Raw genomic sequence first — 18,370 nt, forward strand, 5'->3', positions numbered from 1 at the left:
CTCGAAGCCGCCGAACCAGTAGAGCCCCGGGTCGCCGTCGGCGGTCGGATCGAGATCGCCGAACACCCGGATCCAGTTGTCCCCGCGCCCGCCGACCACCGTGAAGGGCAGTGCCCGGGAGAACAGCAGCTCCTGCTGATCGACCGGAACGTCCGCGCGCCGGACCTGCTCCAGCCCGCGCTGCATGGCGCGGAGCTGGGCGGCCAGCTCCCGGCCGCGGTCGGTGCGCAGCGGCAGCCTGCTCGGCAGCAGCAGCGCGGCCACCCCGCCGAGCGCGATCGCGACGCCGACCAGCGCGTGCCCCGCGGTCAGCGCGAGCACGACGGTCACCGCGGCGCCGACCGCGACGAGCGCGGCGCCGAGGTAGCGCGGCAGCGCGCGGCTGCGCGGATCGGTGAAGGTGCCGCGCGCGACGGCATCGGCGATCAGCCCGGCGCGCAGGGCGTCCAGCGACATCCGGCCGGGGGCGCTCAGCTCGGAGAACCGGACGGCGTCCGCCTCCGCGGGCAGCAGCGTCTCGTAGACGATCCGCTCGTAGTCGCGGAGCTGGTCGTCGGCCGGGTTCACCCGCTCGATCCGCCAGTCCGCCTCCGCGATCCGGCTGATCCGCAGGTAGCGGCGGACCGCGAGGTCGATGACGGTGGCGGCGAGGTCGACCGGGTCGGCGTGCTCGTCGAGCAGCAGCCCCGCCTCGCCGGGCAGCACGCCCTCGGGCGAGGTGAACTGCACGGTGTTGCCGTCCCGCAGCAGCGGATCGATGACGCGGGTGCCGTCGTCGGCGGTGCCGCGCCGTGCCCCGAGCACCAGCGCCGCCATTCCAGCCAGCGCGGCGAGCAGCACGCCGAAGGCGATCAGCGCGGGCAGGGAGAGCGCGAACGGCGACCGGCCCGGCTCGGTGATGTCGGCATTGGCGGGCACCGTGTTCGGCGGCAGCTGCAGCCGCAGATCGATGGCGTCGCCGCGCTGCAGCCCGGTCTGCTCCAGGTAGAGCACGCCGTCCGGCTCGATGTGCACGTCCGCGCAGGGCCTGGTGGCGCCGATCGGGCCGAGTTTGCAGTCCACCAGCGCCATCTGGTAGCTCGGCGCGACCACGGTGGCGCTGATCGACGAGACGTCGGCGTTCAGCAGCCCGACCCAGTTGAAGACCTGGCTCTCCGGCGCCACGCCGACGGTATTGCGCACGTGGTAACGGAAGGTCGACTCGCCCGGGTTCGCCTCGATGGTGAACTGGTCGTCGGCGAAGGTCGTCGTCCCGGTGCCCTGCGTGGCCACGTCGGTGACCTCGAAGCGGCGCTCCCTGCCGTCGCCGAGATCGAGCCGCAGCGGCAGCGACATCGTGAACTTCCCGCCTTCGGGCACCGAAATCGTCTCGACCACCTCGAGCACGCCGTCCCGGTTCAGCGTCAGATCGGCGATGATCGCAGCGCCCGGCGCGGGCTGGGCGGTGGCGAGCGGCGCGCCGGCGAACGTTGCCGCCGCGGCCAGGAGCAGGAGTGCGGCTCGGGCGCCCCCCCGGAAACTCAGCATGGCTGGATACTCTAGACGGGTTGCTATCCTTCCTCGGCGGCTGTTGAACCTGTGAAGCGGAGGGGGACGGTGGAGTGACTCGACCTCCGCACGGTCATGGCCCGGTGTCCGGAGGAGGTCAGGGCCCGTACGGCCCGTACGGGCCGCCCCCGGGGCAGCGCCCGCCGCCGGGCTATCCGCAGCAGCCGGGGCAGCGCAGGCCGCCCGGCTCCGCGCCGCCCCCCGGGCACTCCGCTCCGCCGCCCGGCAATCCCGCCCCGCCGCCCGGTTATGCCGCGCCGCCGCCCGGGCGGCCGAGTCCGTCGCAGGGGCGGTCCGCTCCCTCGTCGGGCTACGCGCCGCCGCAGGCGTATTCACAACAGCGGCCGCAGCCCTACGGCGCGCCGCAGCCGTACGGGGCGCCGCGGCCGTACGGGGCGCCCCCGCCGTACGGCAGGCCGCCCGCGCCCTACGGCCCGCCGGGTGGCCCGAACCGGCCGCGCGAATCCGGCGGCGGCAAGATCGTCTTCACCGTGCTCGCGATCGTGATCGCGGTGGTCGTCGGGCTGGTCCGGCTCGGCGCCGCCACGCACACCGCCGACCAGTCCACCGGGCCGGACCCGAGTTTCGGCTACCAGCCGCCGGGCGAGACCGACAGCGGCCCCGCCGAGACCGCGACCAACCCGCTGCTCACCGACGCCTCGGCCACCCTGCTGCCCGCCGACTGCGACTACGCGCCCTGGGGCACCGGGGTCGAGGTCGCGCGTACCTTCTTCGAGACCGCGGCCGGGTGCCTGGCGGACGCCTGGCGCCCGGTGCTCACCGGGGCCGGGCTCCCGTTCTCCGACCCGGCGCTCTCGATCACCGCCTCCACCGCGGGCGTCACCACCCCGTGCACCGGAACCACCAGCGAGTTCGCCGCGTTCTACTGCCCGGCCAACCACACCATCTACATGCCGATCAGCCAGCTGCAGACCGACCTCTTCGAGGACAACTGGGTGGTCTACCTGTCGGTCTTCGCGCACGAGTACGGCCACCACGTGCAGGCGCTGAGCGGCATCCTGCGCCGGGCGAACAGCGACCGGGTGGACGCCGGGGTGCGCAGCACGCAGGGGCTGGAGCTCTCCCGCCGGGTCGAGCTGCAGGCCAACTGCTTCGACGGCATGTTCATCGGCAGCTCCTCGGAGGCGGGCTCGCTGAGCTCGACCCAGCTGAATGTGGCAAGGCGCGATGCCTACGGCCGCGGCGACCAGGCGGGCGACATGCGCGACCACGGCACCGCCGAGAACGGCGGCCGGTGGTTCGAGAACGGGGTCGAGCAGAACCGCACCGCGCGCTGCAACACCTTCACCGCCGCCGCCGGGCAGGTGAACTGAGCCCGGGTCAGCGCGCGGCGAGCAGCCGCCGCGCCAGCGGGCCCGGCGCGGGCAGGTCGTTCGGGGTGGCCAGCCAGCCGGCGGTGACCAGCCAGAGCCGCTGCACGTGCGCGTCGGCGGTGTCGAAGAAGACCCGGCGGCCGCGGTTGTCCCGCAGGTCGTGGGCGAGCGTGTTCCACCGCGGCGAGCGGTCGTACCTGGTGCGGTAGTCGTCGGCGAAGCGCGCGACCAGGGTGCCAATGGTCTCCACCGGCTGCAGCGAGACCCGCTGCCCGTACTTGGCGGCGTGGAAGCGGCGGCCGGCGCAGAGCGAACGCGGGCTGGTGTTGTAGGCGATCCACCCCGCCCGCTGCGCCCGCTCCAGCAGCCACAGGTGCCGCACGGCCGTCGGCGCGACGTCGCCGACGTGCTCGCGGACCGCCGTGTGCACGGCGGGGGCGTCGAGCACGTCGCGGCGGGTCGGGCCGGTGCCGTGCCGGATCCAGTGGTCGTGGGTGAGCCGGGCCAGGATGCGCCCGAAATCGTCGATGCCGCACTGCGCGAGCTCGCCGAGCCGTGCGGTCCGCTCGGCCTCGCCGCGCAGCTCCCGGTGCGCGATGTGGGTGCGGACGGCGGCGAGCGTCGGCACCTCGCCGTGCTCCAGCAGCTCGAGGATGGCCGCGGCGGTGGCCGGCTCGGCGGCGGCGGTGATCGGGAGCGGGTCGCGCTCCGGCGCGGACTCGGGCGGATCGATGGCCCGGCTCAGCAGGGCGACCGCGGAGCGGTCGGCGGCGAGCTCGGTGCGCGCGAGCCAGGCTGCGGCGATGGTGTCACACGACGGCACGGCGATACACACTCCTCGACGAATCGGCGGCGATCGTGTCGCCGTTGGATTCCGTGGTGGCGCTGAATTTGCGGGGAATCAATCCAAGATAACCAGCAAATTGCACACCAGCCGATCGGCAAACGTGATGCGCGCGAGCGGGAAACGGAGGGTAAACGGGCGTCGGGTCTGCTTGGCGAGCTGTTCGGCGATTCTCATCGGGCGAACGGTGGCTGTACGGAGACCGGCAGCGGGTGATTGCTCCCCGATAGCCCCACGTGGTGTGCCCTGGTCCTGTGAAAAGGGTCGCCGTAGGTATGTGATTTGCATCACTTATTGCGTTCCGTGGTGCGCCGGATCGCTTTCCGGACAGGCGGAGCGCGGCTGGCCCGCTGTCGGTGGCCGCCGGTAGCCTCTGGCCGTGGCTCTGTACCGGAAGTACCGACCGGCAACATTCGCTGAGGTGGTGGGGCAGGAGCACGTCACCGAACCGCTCTGCACCGCGCTCGACACCGGCCGCATCAGCCACGCCTACCTGTTCTCCGGCCCGCGCGGCTGCGGCAAGACCTCGTCGGCGCGCATTCTGGCGCGCTCGCTGAACTGTGTGGATGGTCCGACCTCGACGCCGTGCGGGGTCTGCCCGTCGTGCGTCGCGCTCGGCCCCGGCGGGCCGGGCAACCTGGACGTGATCGAGCTCGACGCCGCGAGCCACGGCGGCGTCGACGACACCCGCGAGCTGCGCGATCGCGCCTTCTACGCGCCCGCGGAGTCCAGGTACCGGGTGTTCATCGTCGACGAGGCGCACATGGTGACGACGGCGGGCTTCAATGCCCTGCTCAAGATCGTCGAGGAGCCGCCGGCGCACCTCATCTTCGTCTTCGCCACCACCGAGCCGGAGAAAGTGCTGCCCACCATCCGCTCGCGCACCCATCACTACCCGTTCCGGCTGCTGCCGCCCGCCACCATGCGCGGGCTGCTCGGGAAGATCTGCGAGCAGGAGGCGGTGCCGGTCGAGGACGCGGTGTACCCGCTGGTCATCCGGGCCGGCGGTGGTTCGCCGCGAGACAGCCTGAGCGTGCTCGACCAGCTGCTGGCCGGGGCGGGGCCCGCGGGCGTCACCTACCCGAGGGCGGTGGCGCTGCTCGGCGTCACCGACGTCGCGCTGATCGACGGGGCGATCGACGCGCTCGCGGTCTCCGACGGTGCCGCGCTCTTCGGGGTGGTCGAGCAGGTCATGGAGGCGGGGCACGATCCGCGGCGCTTCGCCGTCGACCTGCTGGAGCGGCTGCGCGACCTGATCCTGGTCCGGGCGGTGCCGGACGCCACCGAGCGCGGGCTGGTCGCGGGCCCCGACGACGTGCTGGAGCGGCTGCGCGAGCAGGCGGGGCGGATCGGCCCCGCCACCCTCACCCGGTACGCCGAGCTGCTGCACGAGGGGCTCGGCGAGATGCGCGGCGCCACCGCGCCCCGGCTGCTGCTCGAGGTGGTCTGCGCGCGCATGCTGCTGCCCGCCGCCTCCGATTCCGACGCGGCGACGCTGCAGCGGTTGGAGCGGTTGGAGAAGGCCGTTGCGGGCGGGGTCTTCGCGCCGCCGAGCGGTGCGGGCGCGACCGTCGCCGTGCCGCCGGATCCGGTGCCCGTCGTCGGCGCCGATCAGCCGCAGCGGCGGCGCGGGGCCGAGGCGATGGCGTTGCTCCGGCGGGAGCGCGGGGCCGGGCCGGACGCGTCGTCCGCCGACGGTGCCGAGGGCGCGTCCGATGCGCCGGCGGCGAGGGGCGCAGGCAGGGAGGCCGGAGCGGAATCCGCCCCCCGCTCGGAAGACGCGCCCGGAAGCGGCTCGGATGCCGGCCGGGTCGAGTCGGCCGCTGCCGCTCCGCACGAAGAACGGGCGGCGGCGGCCGACGCCATCGGTGCGGCCCCGACCGGCGCTGCCGCCCCTGCGGGTGACCGGGCGCCGCTCGGCGCGAATCCTGCGGCCGACGGTGGGCAGGAGACGGGCGAGGTATCTGTCGCGGACGCGACCGGGCCGACGGCAGAGGTCGGCGAGCGGTCGCCGGAGGCTTCCCTCGGAGATGTGACCGGGCCGACGGCGGAGGTCGGTGAACGACGGTCGGAGGCTTCCCCCGGGGATGTGACCGGGCCGACGGCAGAGGTCGGCGAGCGATCGTCGGAGGCTCCCCCCGGGGATGTGACCGGGCCGATGGCAGAGGTCGGCGAGCGGTCGCCGGAGACTTCCCGCGGGGAGGTGACCGGCCCGGCGGCGGACGGTGGTCAAGGGGCGCCGGTGGCATCGGGCACGACCGTGCCGGTGGCCGATGGTGGCGGCCGGGAGGCAGCCGAGGGGGCCGCTGCGAACCCGCCCGTGGTCGAGCCGCGGGAAACGGCTGCCGAGGCGCCCGCGCCGAGTACGGCAGCCGCGGCGGACCCCGCGCGCGCAGCGATCGAAGCACCCGCGGACGAGGCGGCGGCGCAATCGGACGGGTCCGGCCCGGCGCCGGGCGACTCGGATGCCGAGATCCAGCGCGTCGTGACCGAGAACTGGCCGGAGATCCGCAGCCGGGTCCGGGAATTCGGCCCGACCCTGCAGGCGCTGCTCTCCGGCGCGTCGGTGCTGCGAGTTGAGCGCGGCGTCGTGGTGTTCGCGCACCAGAGCCCGCCGCTGGCGCAGCGGCTCGCCGACCCGCGCAACGTGGAGGCGGTGCGCTCCGCCATCCGCGCGGTGCTGAACCGCGAACTCGACCTGCGCTGGGAGGCGGGCGGCGCCCCGCCGCGCCAACCGGCCCCGGCCAGGCAGCAGGGCCGCGGCGCCGAGCGCAAGCCGGAGAAGGGCGCAGCCCGCTACTCCCGCCCGAGCCAGAACCGGGAGGGGAACCGGGCGCGCCCCGAGCCGGGCGCCGATGACCCCGACGGCGAACCCGCCTGGGGCCCGGCGACCCGCCCCGAGCCGCAGGCCCGCCCGGCCCCGACGAGCGGCCGCACCATCGCGCCCCCCGCCGGCCGCGGCACTGCGGCACCGCCGACCCGCACCCCGTACGACGACGTCCCACCCCCGGACTACCCCGACCTCCCCGACGACCCGGGCCCGGCCGACGCCTACCCGCCCGACCCCGCCGCGACCAGCGGCAACGGCTCCGGCTACGGCTCCGGCGCCGCCATCCCGCCGACCACGGCGGAGGAGGAGCGGGAGATGCTGGAAGCCGCCGCGGAACCGGTGGCGCCCGGCGATCGGCGCGACCCGGACGAGCTGGCGCTCGAGCTGCTCCGCAGTGAGCTGGGTGCCACACGGCTGGATGGTTGACAACCCTTGCCCTCAGCACGTTAAGTTAACCGGAGTTCGCACACGCGGTAGTATGGTCGGGTGGCCGAGCTCGGTCGGGGCGCGCAAACGCGCCGATCGCTGCATGACCGGTTTTGTACAGCGTCAGGACGGTCGGTCCCAGGGCCGGTCGGCGAGGTAACCCCCCGCGTCCGCACCGCTCGCGGTACGGACACGAAGCGTCTGGACGGACGAGAGTCCGCACCGCCGCACCCCTAGGAAGGAACACCCCGATATGACCACTGAGGCCTACATTTACGAGGCCATCCGCACCCCGCGCGGCCGTAACAAGAAAGGCACGCTGACCTCGGTCAAGCCGGTCGATCTGACCGTTGGTCTGGTCCAGGAGCTGCGCAACCGCTTCCCCAACCTCGACGAGGACCGGATCTCGGACCTCATCCTCGGTGTCGTCTCCCCGGTGGGTGACCAGGGCGGCGACATCGCCCGCACCGTCGTGCTGAGCGCCAAGCTGCCCGACACCGTCGGCGGCGTGCAGATCAACCGCTTCTGTGCCTCCGGCCTGGAGGCCGTCAACATGGCGGCGCAGAAGGTGCGCTCCGGCTTCGACGACCTGGTGCTGGCCGGCGGCGTGGAGTCGATGTCCCGCGTGCCGATGGGCTCGGACGGCGGCGCCTGGGCGCTCGACCCGGCCACCAACTACGACAACTACTTCGTCCCGCAGGGCGTCTCCGCCGACCTGATCGCCAGCATCGAGGGCTTCAGCCGCGATGATGTCGACGCCTACGCGGTGCGCTCGCAGGACCTGGCCGCCAAGGCCACCACCGGCGGTTACTTCGCCAAGTCCATCGTGCCGGTGCGGGATATCAACGGCCTGATCGTGCTGGACCGGGACGAGCACATGCGCCCGGGCACCACCGTCGAGGACCTGGCCAAGCTGAACCCCTCCTTCTCGGTGGTCGGCGAGATGGGCGGCTTCGACGCGGTGGCGCTGCAGAAGTACCACTTCGTGGAGAAGATCGACCACGTGCACCACGGCGGCAACAGCTCGGGCATCGTCGACGGCTCCGCCCTGGTCCTGGTCGGCAGCGAGGAGGCGGGCAAGGCCTCCGGGCTGACGCCGCGCGCCCGCGTCGTCGCCACCGCCACCTCCGGCGCGGACGGCACCATCATGCTGACCGGCCCCACCCCGGCCGCGCACAAGGTGCTGGCCAAGGCCGGGCTGACGCTGGACGACATCGACCTGGTCGAGATCAACGAGGCGTTCGCCTCCGTGGTGCTCAAGTTCCAGAAGGACCTGAACATCCCGGACGAGAAGCTGAACGTCAACGGCGGCGCCATCGCGATGGGCCACCCGCTCGGCGCCACCGGCGCCATGATCACCGGCACCATGGTCGACGAGCTGGAGCGCCGCAACGCGCGCTACGCGCTGGTCACCCTGTGCATCGGCGGCGGCATGGGCGTCGCGACCATCATCGAGCGGGTCTGACCCCAACCGGCAGCCGGAAATAGGAGACACAGAGCTGTGAGCGAAAACATGATCGGTTGGGAAAAGGATTCGGACGGCATCGTCGTACTGACGATGGACGACCCGAACCAGGGCGCCAACACGATGAACGAGCTGTACAAGAAGTCGATGACGGCGACCGTGGACCGGCTGGTCGCGGAGAAGGACGACATCACCGGTGTCGTGCTGACCTCGGCGAAGAAGACGTTCTTCGCCGGCGGCGACCTGAAGAACATGATGCACGTCGGCCCGGACGACGCGCAGGCGCTCTTCGACGAGCTGGCCGAGATCAAGGGCGCCCTGCGCAAGCTGGAGACCCTGGGCAAGCCGGTCGTGGCCGCCATCAACGGCGCCGCGCTCGGCGGCGGCCTGGAGATCGCGCTCGCCACCCACCACCGGATCGCGGCCGACGTGCCCGGCTCGCAGATCGGGCTGCCCGAGGCCACCCTCGGCCTGCTGCCCGCCGGCGGCGGCATCATCCGCACCGTCCGCAAGCTCGGCCTGCAGGTCGCACTCATGCAGGTGCTGCTGCAGGGCCAGCGCAACAAGCCGGCCAAGGCCAAGGAGATCGGGCTCGTCGACGAGCTGGTCGGCTCGGTCGACGAGCTGGTCCCGGCCGCGAAGGCGTGGATCAAGGCCAACCCCGACGGCGGCGTGCAGCCCTGGGACGTGAAGGGCTACAAGATCCCCGGCGGCACCCCGGCCTCGCCTGCCTTCGCGGCCAACCTGCCCGCCTTCCCGGCGAACCTGCGCAAGCAGCTCAAGGGCGCCAACATGCCCGCCCCGCGCGCCATCCTCTCGGCCGCGGTCGAGGGCTCGCAGGTCGGCTTCGACGACGCCTCGCTGATCGAGTCGCGCTACTTCGTGCACCTGCTCACCGGGCCGGTCGCGAAGAACATGATCCAGGCGTTCTTCTTCGACCTGCAGACCATCAACAACGGTGGCTCGCGGCCGAAGGACGTGCCGAAGCGCGAGATCAAGAAGATCGGCGTGCTCGGCGCGGGCATGATGGGCGCGGGCATCGCCTACGTCTCCGCCAAGGCCGGGTTCGAGGTCGTGCTCAAGGACGTCACCATCGAGGCGGCCGAGCGCGGCAAGAACTACTCCGAGAAGATCGAGGCCAAGGCGCTCTCCCGGGGCCGCACCACCGAGGAGAAGTCCAAGGCGCTGCTGGGCCGGATCACGCCGACCGCCGATCCGGCCGACTTCGCCGGCGTCGATTTCGTGATCGAGGCGGTCTTCGAGAACACCGAGCTCAAGCACAAGGTGTTCCAGGAGATCGAGGACATCGTCACCCCCGACGCGCTGCTCGGCTCGAACACCTCCACCCTGCCGATCACCGGTCTCGCGAACGGTGTGAAGCGGCAGGAGGACTTCATCGGGATCCACTTCTTCTCGCCCGTCGACAAGATGCCGCTCGTCGAGATCATCCGCGGTGAGAAGACCTCGGACGAGGCGCTGGCCCGGGTGTTCGACTACACCCTCGCGATCAAGAAGACCCCGATCGTGGTCAACGACAGCCGCGGCTTCTTCACCTCGCGGGTGATCGGCACCTTCGTCAACGAGGCGATCGCCATGCTCACGGAGGGCATCGAGCCCGCCACGATCGAGCAGGCAGGCCTGCACGCGGGCTACCCGGCCGCGCCGCTGCAGCTGACCGACGAGCTGAACATGAAGCTCATGCAGAAGATCGCCAGGGAGACCCAGGAAGCGGCCGAGCGGGGCGACATCACCCTCGGCGCCGAGCGGCACCCGGCGCTCGACGTCATCGACTTCATGGTCGAGCAGGGCCGCCCCGGCCGGCTGGAGAAGGCCGGCTTCTTCGAGTACGACGAGGACGGCAAGCGCCTGCACATCTGGCAGGGCATCCGGGATCACTACAAGACCAGCACCGACCTGCGGGTCCCGTTCCAGGACCTGATCGACCGGATGCTGTTCGCCGAGGCCATCGAGACCCAGAAGTGCTTCGACGAAGGGGTGCTCACCTCGACGGCCGACGCCAATATCGGCTCGATCTTCGGCATCGGCTTCCCGGCCTGGACCGGTGGCGTGCACCAGTTCATCGTCGGCTACCCGGGTGGGCAGGAGGCCTTCGTGGCCCGTGCCGACTACCTGGCCGAGAACTACGGCCAGCGCTTCGAGGTCCCGGCCTCGCTGCGCAAGTAGCCAGCAAGCCCGACGGGCCCGTCACCGCGCCGCGGTGGCGGGCCCGCCGCTTTTCCCGCTGCACGGATCCGGGGGCCGCGCACCGCGTTTCGCTGTGGTGAACGGCACGGTGTTCGGTAACCGTACGGTTTGTGGTGCTCTTCACTCCTACTCGCGAGTTCGGCTAGTTTTATCGCGTGCTAGTTGGGCGGACGGGTCGGGCCGTTGCAGGTGTATTGGCAGGTGCGGCACTGGTGCTGCCGGGGGGAGTGCCGATGGCGGGGGCCGCGCCGCCCCCGGTCCGGCTCCTCGGTGAACAGGTGCTCCCCTTCGGGCTGGAGTTCGACGGGACGGCGGTGGGCGGGCTCTCCGGGATCGATTTCGCCGCGCGCACCGGTGAATACGTCCTGATCAGCGACGATCGCTCGGAACGCGACCCGGCCCGGTTCTATACCGCGCGGTTCGCCGTGGACGACAAGGGCATCGGCCCGATCACGCTCACCGGGACGCACCCGCTCCAGGCCCCCGAGGGCGGTGATTACAGCGCGCTCTCGGTGGATCCCGAGGAGATCCGGGTGGATCCGCGCACCGGTGACTTCGTCTGGACCCAGGAGGGTGAGCGGTTCGAGGACCTGCTCATCGACCCGGCCACCCGGATCGCGCACCCGGACGGCGGCTACGCGGGCGAACTCCCGATCGCGGGCAACACCGCCATGCGCGCCACCGCGGGCCCGCGCCGCAATGCCGGGCTGGAGGGCGCCACCTTCGCCGCCGACGGCATGCTCTTCGTGACCGCGCTGGAGGGGCCGCTGCTGCAGGACGGCCCCGCCCCGAGCGCCGCCGCGGGCGCGCCGGTCCGGCTCACCGTGCAGGCGCGCTCGGGGCCGGTGCTCGCGCAGTACGCCTATCCGGTCGAGCCGATCTTCGCACCCGGCGACGGCAACAACGGCGTCGCGAGCATCCTCGCCGAGAACCCGCTCGACCCCACCAAGCTGCTGGTACTGGAGCGGGGCTATGTGGCGGGGCAGGGTAACCGGATCCGGATCTTCCGCGCCGATATCGCGGGCGCGGGCACCGTGCTGGACAAGCCGATCGGCGGCGCCAAGCCGGTCGGCAAGCAACTGGTGGCCGATCTCACCCAGCTCGGCCTCGGCCACGTGGACAACATCGAGGGGATGACCTGGGGGCCGCGGCTCGCGAGCGGCGAACGCACGCTGATCCTCGTGAGCGACAACAATTTCGACGACAAGCAGAAGACGCAGGTGATCGCGCTGGCGCTGCGCTGATCGGAACCTCCGATCGGCCGTGCGCCGCCGCGCCGGGCGGAAGCGCACCGTACCGGCATTCGGCGCGCTACGTTGGAAGGTGTGCGCCACGCCGTCGAGTGAGGTCGAGGTGGTCCGGTGAACCTACCCTCGCCGGAACGGGCGGCCCCGGACCGGGGGCCGGCCGGATCCGAGACCAGCAGGCACCTGCCCGAGGCGGGCCCGGCCGACGAGCTGGACGAGATCGTCGCCGAGCTGGCCGGAATGGGGCTCGCCGAGGCGTCGACCATCGGCCGCGGCGGCTTCGGCGTGGTCTTCCGCTGCGTGCAGGCCACGCTCGGCCGGGTGGTCGCGGTGAAGGTGCTCTCCTCGGATCTGGATGCCGAGAGCCGGGCCCGCTTCCTGCGTGAGGAGCAGGCCATGGGCCGGCTCTCCGGGCACCCCAACATCCTGGACATCCTGCAGGTCGACGTCACGCCGAGCGGGCTGCCGATCATCGTCATGCCGTTCTGCGTGCGCGGCTCGCTGGACGACACGCTGCGCGAGCAGGGGCCGCTCGGCTGGGCCGACACGCTGCGCGCCGGGGTCCGGCTGTCCGGCGCGATCGAGAGCGCGCACCGGGCCGGCATCCTGCACCGGGACGTGAAGCCGGCGAACGTGCTGCTCAGCGCCTACGGCGAACCACAGCTCACGGATTTCGGCATCGCCCGCATCCCCGGTGGATTCCGGACATCGGGCAATCTCATCACCGGTTCGCCCGCCTACACCGCGCCCGAGGTGCTCGGCGGCCAGGAGCCGAGCGTGCGCTCCGACATCTACGGCCTCGGCGCCACCCTGTTCGCGGTGCTCACCGGGCACGCCGCCTTCGAACGGCAGGCGGGGGAGAAGGTGGTGGCCCAGTTCCTGCGGATCACCACGCAGCCCGTGCCCGACCTGCGCCAGCACGCCATCCCCGACGATGTCGCAGGCGTGATCGAGCGGGCCATGTCCCCCGACCCCGACGAGCGCCCACCCAGCGCCTACGCCTTCGGCGAGCTGCTGCGCGCGGTGCAGCGAGCGCACGGCAGGCCGCCGGACGAGATGGCGCTGCCGCTGGTCGCCGACGCCGGTTTCGGCGGGGCGGAGGGCGGGGTCGTCAGCGCCGGTGCGGGTTCCGCGCCGGAGCCGACCCGGCGCGGTGCCCCCGGGTGGGAGGGGAAGGAGCGCAGCACCGTCCCGCCCACCCCCGCCACCAAGTTCCGGCCGCCGACCCCGCTGCGCGCGCCGGTGCGCCGCGGCGCGCTGCTGCACACCCTGCGCTCGGGCGGGCTGCGCAGGCTGGCGCTGATCCACGCCCCCGCCGGGTACGGCAAGAGCACGCTGGCCGCGCAGTGGCGGGCGGAGCTGCAGGAGCGCGGGATCGCCGCCGCCTGGATCGGGATCGACGCCGACGACGACGCCGCGAGCTGGTTCCTCGCGCACATGGTCGAGGCGATCCGGCGGGTGCGCCCCGATATCGGGCTCGGCCTCGGGCAGGTGCTGGAGGAGCGGCCCGCGGACGGCATCGGCTACGTCGTCGCCACCCTGATCGACGAGCTGCACTCCTCGGACGAGCCGGTGGTCGTGCTGATCGACGACTGGCACCGGATCACCGACGAGGGCGCCCGCGGGGTGCTGGACACCCTGCTCGGCAACGGCTGCCACCACCTGCGCTTCGTCATCGCGACCAGGGATCTCGGCGCGCTGCCGCTGAGCAGGCTCCGGGTCGACGACGAACTGGTCGAGATCGACGCGGCGCGGCTGCGCTTCGGCCCCGACGAGACCGGCGCGGTGCTCGCGCACGGCGAGCCGCCGACCCTGAGCGACGCCCAGGTGGAGGCGATCGCCGCGGCCACCGACGGCTGGCCCGCCGCCGTCGCGCTCGCCGCGCTCTCACTGCGCAACGGCGCCGATCCGGAGCGGCTGGTGCAGAGCCCCGGTGAACACGGCATCGGCGAATACCTCACGGAGAACGTGCTCGACGCGCTCGAGCCGCGGCTGCTCGACTTCCTGATGGACGTCTCGGTGACCGAGCGGGTCAGCGGCGCGCTTGCCACCGCGCTCACCGGCGACCAGGAGGCCGAGCTGCTGCTCGCCGACGCCGAGTCCAGGGAGCTCTTCGTCACCCGCAGCAACCGGGACCCGAGCTGGTTCCGGATCCAGCCGCTCTTCGCCGAGTACCTGCGCGCCCGGCTGGACCGGGTGCGGCCCGGCCGCTCCCGTGTGCTGCACCGCAAGGCATCCCGCTGGTTCGCCGAGCATCAGCAGCTGCGCAAGTCGGTGGACCACGCGCTCGCCGCGGCCGACCTCACCATGGCGCTCGACCTGCTGGAGGGCGGCGGCATGGACCTGATCGACGGGTCCAGGCTGGCGACGCTGCTCGGCACGGTCTCCAAGCTGCCGATGCAGCAGGTGGCGTCGCGCTCCAAGCTGCTCATGGCGGTGGCGCGGGCCAATGTGAACCTGCAGCAGTCCGGTGCGGCGCGCAGCACGCTGGGCAAGCTCTCGAACCTGCTGGCGCGCGGGTCGTCGGACGATGCCGAGGTGGTCACCCAGCGCTGCGAGGCGGCGGTGCTGGCCGCCGCGGACGACGTCGCGCGGGACCGCACCGACGGCGTGCTCGACCGGGTGGCCGACTGCCTCGACCGGGCCGCCGAGCTGCCGGCGTGGACCGTCTCCACCGCGGCCAACCTGGCGAGCTTCGTGCACTGGGCGGAGTTCGACTTCGCCGAGGCGGCGCGGGTGCAGCACCTGGCCGCCGAGTACCACGCCGGGTCGAAGGACCCGCTCGGCGCGGTCTTCGGGCTGTGCGGCGAGGGGGCCACCGCCTACGAGCTGCTCGATGTGGACGTCGCGGACGACCGGTACCGGCGGGCCTACGAGCTGGCGCTGACCAGGTCGGGGCCGCGCTCGCACGCGGCCAGGCTGGCGGCGGCGATGCTCGGTGAGCTGCGGTACCGGCAGGGGGATCTGGAGGCGGCGGCCGAGTTGCTCGACGAGAGCCATCGGCTCGCCACCCGGATCGGGCCGGTGGAGTTCCTGGTCCCCGCCTACGTGATCGGGGCGCGGGTGAAGGCGCTGCGCGGCGACCCGGACGCCGCGATCGCCCGGCTGGACGAGGGAGCCCGGCTGGCCGAGACCAATGACCTCGCCCGGCTCGCCGCGCACGTGCGGGCCGAGCGGCTGCGGCTCGGGTTCGCGGCGCCGGAGCCGAGGGAGCCGGACGGGGCGACCTACGGGGCCGGGCGACGGCGCGGGGCGGCGGCGTTGATCGCCGAGGCGGAGGAGATCGCGGCGGTGCGCACCCTGTTGGCACAGCATGCTGCCGGGGGCGAGGGTGAGCCGGCGGATCGGGCGGTGCGGCGGGCGCGGGCGTTGCGCAGCCGGACCGTGGAGCAGGCGCGGCCGCGGGCCGAGCTCGACACCACGCTGCTGCTCGCGGAGTGCCTCGCTGCCGCGGGGTGGGTCGGGGAGGCGGCGCATCTCGTGCGGCCCGTCGCCGCCACCTGCGCCGAGATCGGGTGGCCGAGGCCCTTGCTCGACACCGGGCCGGGAATCACGGCGATCCTCCGAGTGCTCGGAGCAGAAGAGTAAGAAGTTTTTCCACCCCTACGGGGTGGAGCCCCCTTCGGCTACCGCCGGAGCGGAGATGCCGGTCGGCCAGTCGGGTGGGTTCCCCACCCCGGGGTGGGCAAGAGCCGCCCATCCCGGAGGGGGTGCGAAAACTACGGGTTCCACCAGGGGCGGAGAGGGACGTTCCAGAGACCGTCGGGGCCGAGCTTGACCCCGAGCACCTGGTGCAGCTGCACCACATTGCGCTGGAACCCGAGCCGGCTCCCGGCCATGTACAGGCCCCAGACCTTGGCGGTCCCCTCCCCGGCCTCGGCGACGCAGGCATCCCAGTTCTCGACCAGGTTGTCGCACCACTCGGCCAGCGTGAGCGCGTAGTGCTCGCGCAGGTTCTCCTCGTGCAACACCTCCAGCCCGACATTCTGGATGTCGCTGATGATCCGCCCGGAGCCGATCAGCTCGCCGTCCGGGAACACGTAGCGGTCGATGAAATCGCCCGCCTTGGTGGTCCTGGTGTTGTCGTGCCTGGTGATGCAGTGGTTCAGGAAGAGCCCGCCCTCGCGCAGCTTGCCCTGGATGAAGCGGAAGTAGCTCGGGTAGTTGTGCACCCCGATGTGCTCGGTGAGCCCGATCGAGGAGACGGCGTCGAACCCGGACTCCGCGATGTCCCGGTAGTCGCTGTGCCGCACCTCGGCGAGTTCCGCGAGCCCCTCGTCGGCGATCTTCTTCTGCGCCCAGGCGGCCTGCTCGGCGGAGAGCGTCGCCCCGATCACCCGGACTCCCCGCCGGGCGGCGTAGCGCACCATTCCACCCCAGCCGCAGCCGATGTCGAGCAGCCGGTCACCCGCCTTCAGCTTCAACTTGTCGAAGACCAGCCGGTACTTGTTCTCCTGCGCCTGCTCCAGCGTCCAGTCCGGCTCGCCGTAGGCGGCGCAGGTGTAGGTCATGGACGGGCCGAGCACGTGCTCGTAGAACGCGTTGGAGACGTCGTAGTGGTGGTGGATCGCCTCCGCGTCCCTGGTCTTGGAGTGCCGCAGCCCCTCCAGCGCCACCCGGCGCCAGCGCGGCAGCGTCTCCTGCGGCGGCGGCGGGACCGGCCGCAGCCGCTCCCAGCCCAGCGAGCGCGCGATGGTGACCAGGGTCAGCGCCGAGGGCCGGTGGAACTTCAGCGACTGGATGGCGCGCAGCACCGGGTACGGGTCGCCCGGGTGCACGCCGTGCACGATCAGGTCGCCGGCGATGTAGGCCCTGGCCAGGCCGAGGTCGCCGAGTGCGTTCACCAGGTAGTTGATGCCGCGCGGATTGCGGATCTCCAGGACGAACTCGGAGTCCTCCGGGCCGGTCGCGCTGCCGTCGAACGCGGTGAATCGAACCGGCACCGGGCCGTCGATCAGCGTTTCGATGATCTCCGCGATCGTCAATTTCGTTCCGAGTTCGGCCAATACGTCGGATCGGTCTCGGAAAGTTGTCATTGTCTCTGCACCGCCTTCGCATACAGGTCCAGCAGCCGCTGGTCCGGGTCGTAGCGTTTTTTCAACTCGGTGTAATGGCTGCCGCCGTAGAGCGCCGCGAATTCATCCTTGTCGTAGAAGGAATCCGAGTACAGCGATTTGTGGCCGTCGAACTCGGTGACGGTGCGCTCGATGGCGCGGTTGGCCGCGCCCTCCGGCTGCCCGGGAACGGTCGGCACCGCCGACCAGAATCCCACGTTCACGTAGGTGCGGCCCGGCGCCAGCGGGTACAGCGGCCAGGCGCGCCCGTCCGCGGCGGCATCGGCCCCGCCGTCGCGCAGGCGCAGCGGGCAGAGCCAGATCGGTTCGATCGGGATCTCCCGCAGGAACCACTCGACGAAGTCGGCGGTGCGCTCCACCGGCACCTCGATGTCCTGCACCACCCGCTCCTGCGGCGGGTTCCCCTTCCGCGCGCCGAGCCGGTCGGCGATCCCGTACTTGCGGTCCAGCGCGACCAGCTTCCAGTAGAAGCTGCTGCGGCGGTACTTCTTCGGCCAGAACCGGCGGATGCGCGGGTTCTGCGTGCCGAAGGCGCGGGAGCACCAGAACCAGTCGGTGTCCCAGCGCCAGAGGTAGTCGCCGATGGTGAGCCGGTCCCGCTTCGGGGCGGCGCCGTCGTGCCTGATGGACTGGTAGAAGACATCCATCCCGGTGTAATCACTGGTCGGGCCCGGTTCGTCGGTCTGCCTGCCGAGTACGAGGTAGCTCTCGTCGGCGGTGAAGACCACGCCGTCCAGGTAGTCGACGCGCTCGCCGTCGTGCGTCCGGTCCAGCACGATCCCGGTCAGCGCGGCCTCGAGGGCGCGCAGGTCGTGGAAGCGCACGTGCCGCAGCTCGACGTAGGGCAGCACCGGCTCCAGCTCGATCTGCAGCCGGACGGTGTAGCCGAGCGTGCCGTAGGAGTTCGGGAAGCCGCGGAAGAGATCGGCGTACTCGCCGTCGGGGCGGACGGTGCGGATCTCGCCGGAGCCGGTGAGGACATCCATCTCCAGCACCGACTCGTGCGGCAGCCCGCTGCGGAACGAACTGGACTCGATGCCGAGCCCGGTCACGGCGCCACCGAGGGTGATCGTCTTGAGCTGCGGCACCACCAGCGGCGCCAGCCCGTACGGCAGCGTGGCGGCGACCAGATCCTCGTAGGTGGTCATGCCCGCGACGTCGGCGGTGCGTGCTTCCGGGTCGACGGCGATCACCGAGGTGAGGCCGGAGACATCCAACCCCGGCGCGGAATTGCTCGCCCGCGCCCGGAACAAATTCGAGGTTTTCTTCGCCAAACGGACATTTGCATCGGGAGGAATGGCGCGATAGCTCGCGAGTAGTCGCTCGACGCCTTCCTGATGCGCGGAGAAACCGGATTCGCGTGCGGCCGGGACGTGGCCGGCCTTCCTCATCGGAC

The 18,370-nt window shown here is 72.1% G+C and carries 10 protein-coding genes; 6 read left to right on the forward strand and 4 right to left on the reverse strand.

Annotation, left to right across the window (positions count from 1 at the left end; all coding sequences use genetic code 11):
• The coding region (locus ACFO0B_RS18420) for a DUF2207 family protein (RefSeq protein ID WP_378613685.1) at positions 1–1,527 on the reverse strand (1,527 nt) is incomplete at its 3' end.
• Positions 1,528–1,631: 104 nt separating this feature from the next.
• On the opposite strand from ACFO0B_RS18420, the gene ACFO0B_RS18425 reads away from it, so the two are divergent.
• Positions 1,632–2,882 carry a neutral zinc metallopeptidase gene (locus ACFO0B_RS18425; RefSeq protein WP_378613686.1) on the forward strand — a complete coding sequence of 417 codons (1,251 nt, stop codon included), beginning with the start codon at positions 1,632–1,634 and terminating at the stop codon, positions 2,880–2,882.
• A 7-nt stretch (positions 2,883–2,889) separates the two neighbouring features.
• On the opposite strand, the gene ACFO0B_RS18430 is transcribed toward ACFO0B_RS18425, so the two are convergent.
• Entirely contained in the window at positions 2,890–3,705 is an 816-nt protein-coding gene (locus ACFO0B_RS18430; RefSeq protein ID WP_378613687.1) for a hypothetical protein, read from the reverse strand.
• 400 nt (positions 3,706–4,105) lie between these two features.
• On the opposite strand from ACFO0B_RS18430, the gene ACFO0B_RS18435 reads away from it, so the two are divergent.
• From ACFO0B_RS18435 to ACFO0B_RS18455, 5 genes are all read left to right on the forward strand, one after another.
• A complete protein-coding gene (locus ACFO0B_RS18435) occupies positions 4,106–6,982 on the forward strand; it encodes a DNA polymerase III subunit gamma and tau (protein WP_378613688.1) in 2,877 nt (958 codons plus the stop codon).
• A gap of 253 nt (positions 6,983–7,235) precedes the next feature.
• Complete coding sequence (locus tag ACFO0B_RS18440; RefSeq protein WP_378613689.1) at positions 7,236–8,447, forward strand: acetyl-CoA C-acetyltransferase; 1,212 nt, start codon at positions 7,236–7,238, stop codon at positions 8,445–8,447.
• A gap of 48 nt (positions 8,448–8,495) precedes the next feature.
• Positions 8,496–10,631 carry a 3-hydroxyacyl-CoA dehydrogenase NAD-binding domain-containing protein gene (locus ACFO0B_RS18445; protein ID WP_378613690.1) on the forward strand — a complete coding sequence of 712 codons (2,136 nt, stop codon included), beginning with the start codon at positions 8,496–8,498 and terminating at the stop codon, positions 10,629–10,631.
• A gap of 233 nt (positions 10,632–10,864) precedes the next feature.
• On the forward strand, positions 10,865–11,896 hold the full coding sequence (locus tag ACFO0B_RS18450) for an esterase-like activity of phytase family protein (RefSeq protein ID WP_378613691.1): 1,032 nt from the start codon (positions 10,865–10,867) through the stop codon (positions 11,894–11,896).
• 117 nt (positions 11,897–12,013) lie between these two features.
• The gene (locus ACFO0B_RS18455; RefSeq protein ID WP_378613692.1) at positions 12,014–15,487 is read left to right on the forward strand and encodes a protein kinase domain-containing protein; all 3,474 of its coding nucleotides are present in this window, start codon (positions 12,014–12,016) and stop codon (positions 15,485–15,487) included.
• Between the two features lie 131 nt (positions 15,488–15,618).
• Here ACFO0B_RS18455 and ACFO0B_RS18460 read toward each other — a convergent pair whose 3' ends face one another.
• Together ACFO0B_RS18460 and ACFO0B_RS18465 are read right to left on the reverse strand one after the other, a co-directional pair.
• Positions 15,619–16,935 (reverse strand): class I SAM-dependent methyltransferase, encoded by a 1,317-nt coding sequence (locus ACFO0B_RS18460; RefSeq protein ID WP_378613693.1) that lies wholly within the window; start codon positions 16,933–16,935, stop codon positions 15,619–15,621.
• Complete coding sequence (locus ACFO0B_RS18465; RefSeq protein WP_378613857.1) at positions 16,932–18,365, reverse strand: FAD-binding oxidoreductase; 1,434 nt, start codon at positions 18,363–18,365, stop codon at positions 16,932–16,934. The genes ACFO0B_RS18460 and ACFO0B_RS18465 overlap by 4 nt, the downstream gene beginning before the upstream one ends.
• Positions 18,366–18,370: the final 5 nt, after the last annotated feature.

It is taken from the genome of Nocardia jiangsuensis, from assembly GCF_042650385.1.
Lineage (GTDB): Bacteria > Actinomycetota > Actinomycetes > Mycobacteriales > Mycobacteriaceae > Nocardia > Nocardia jiangsuensis.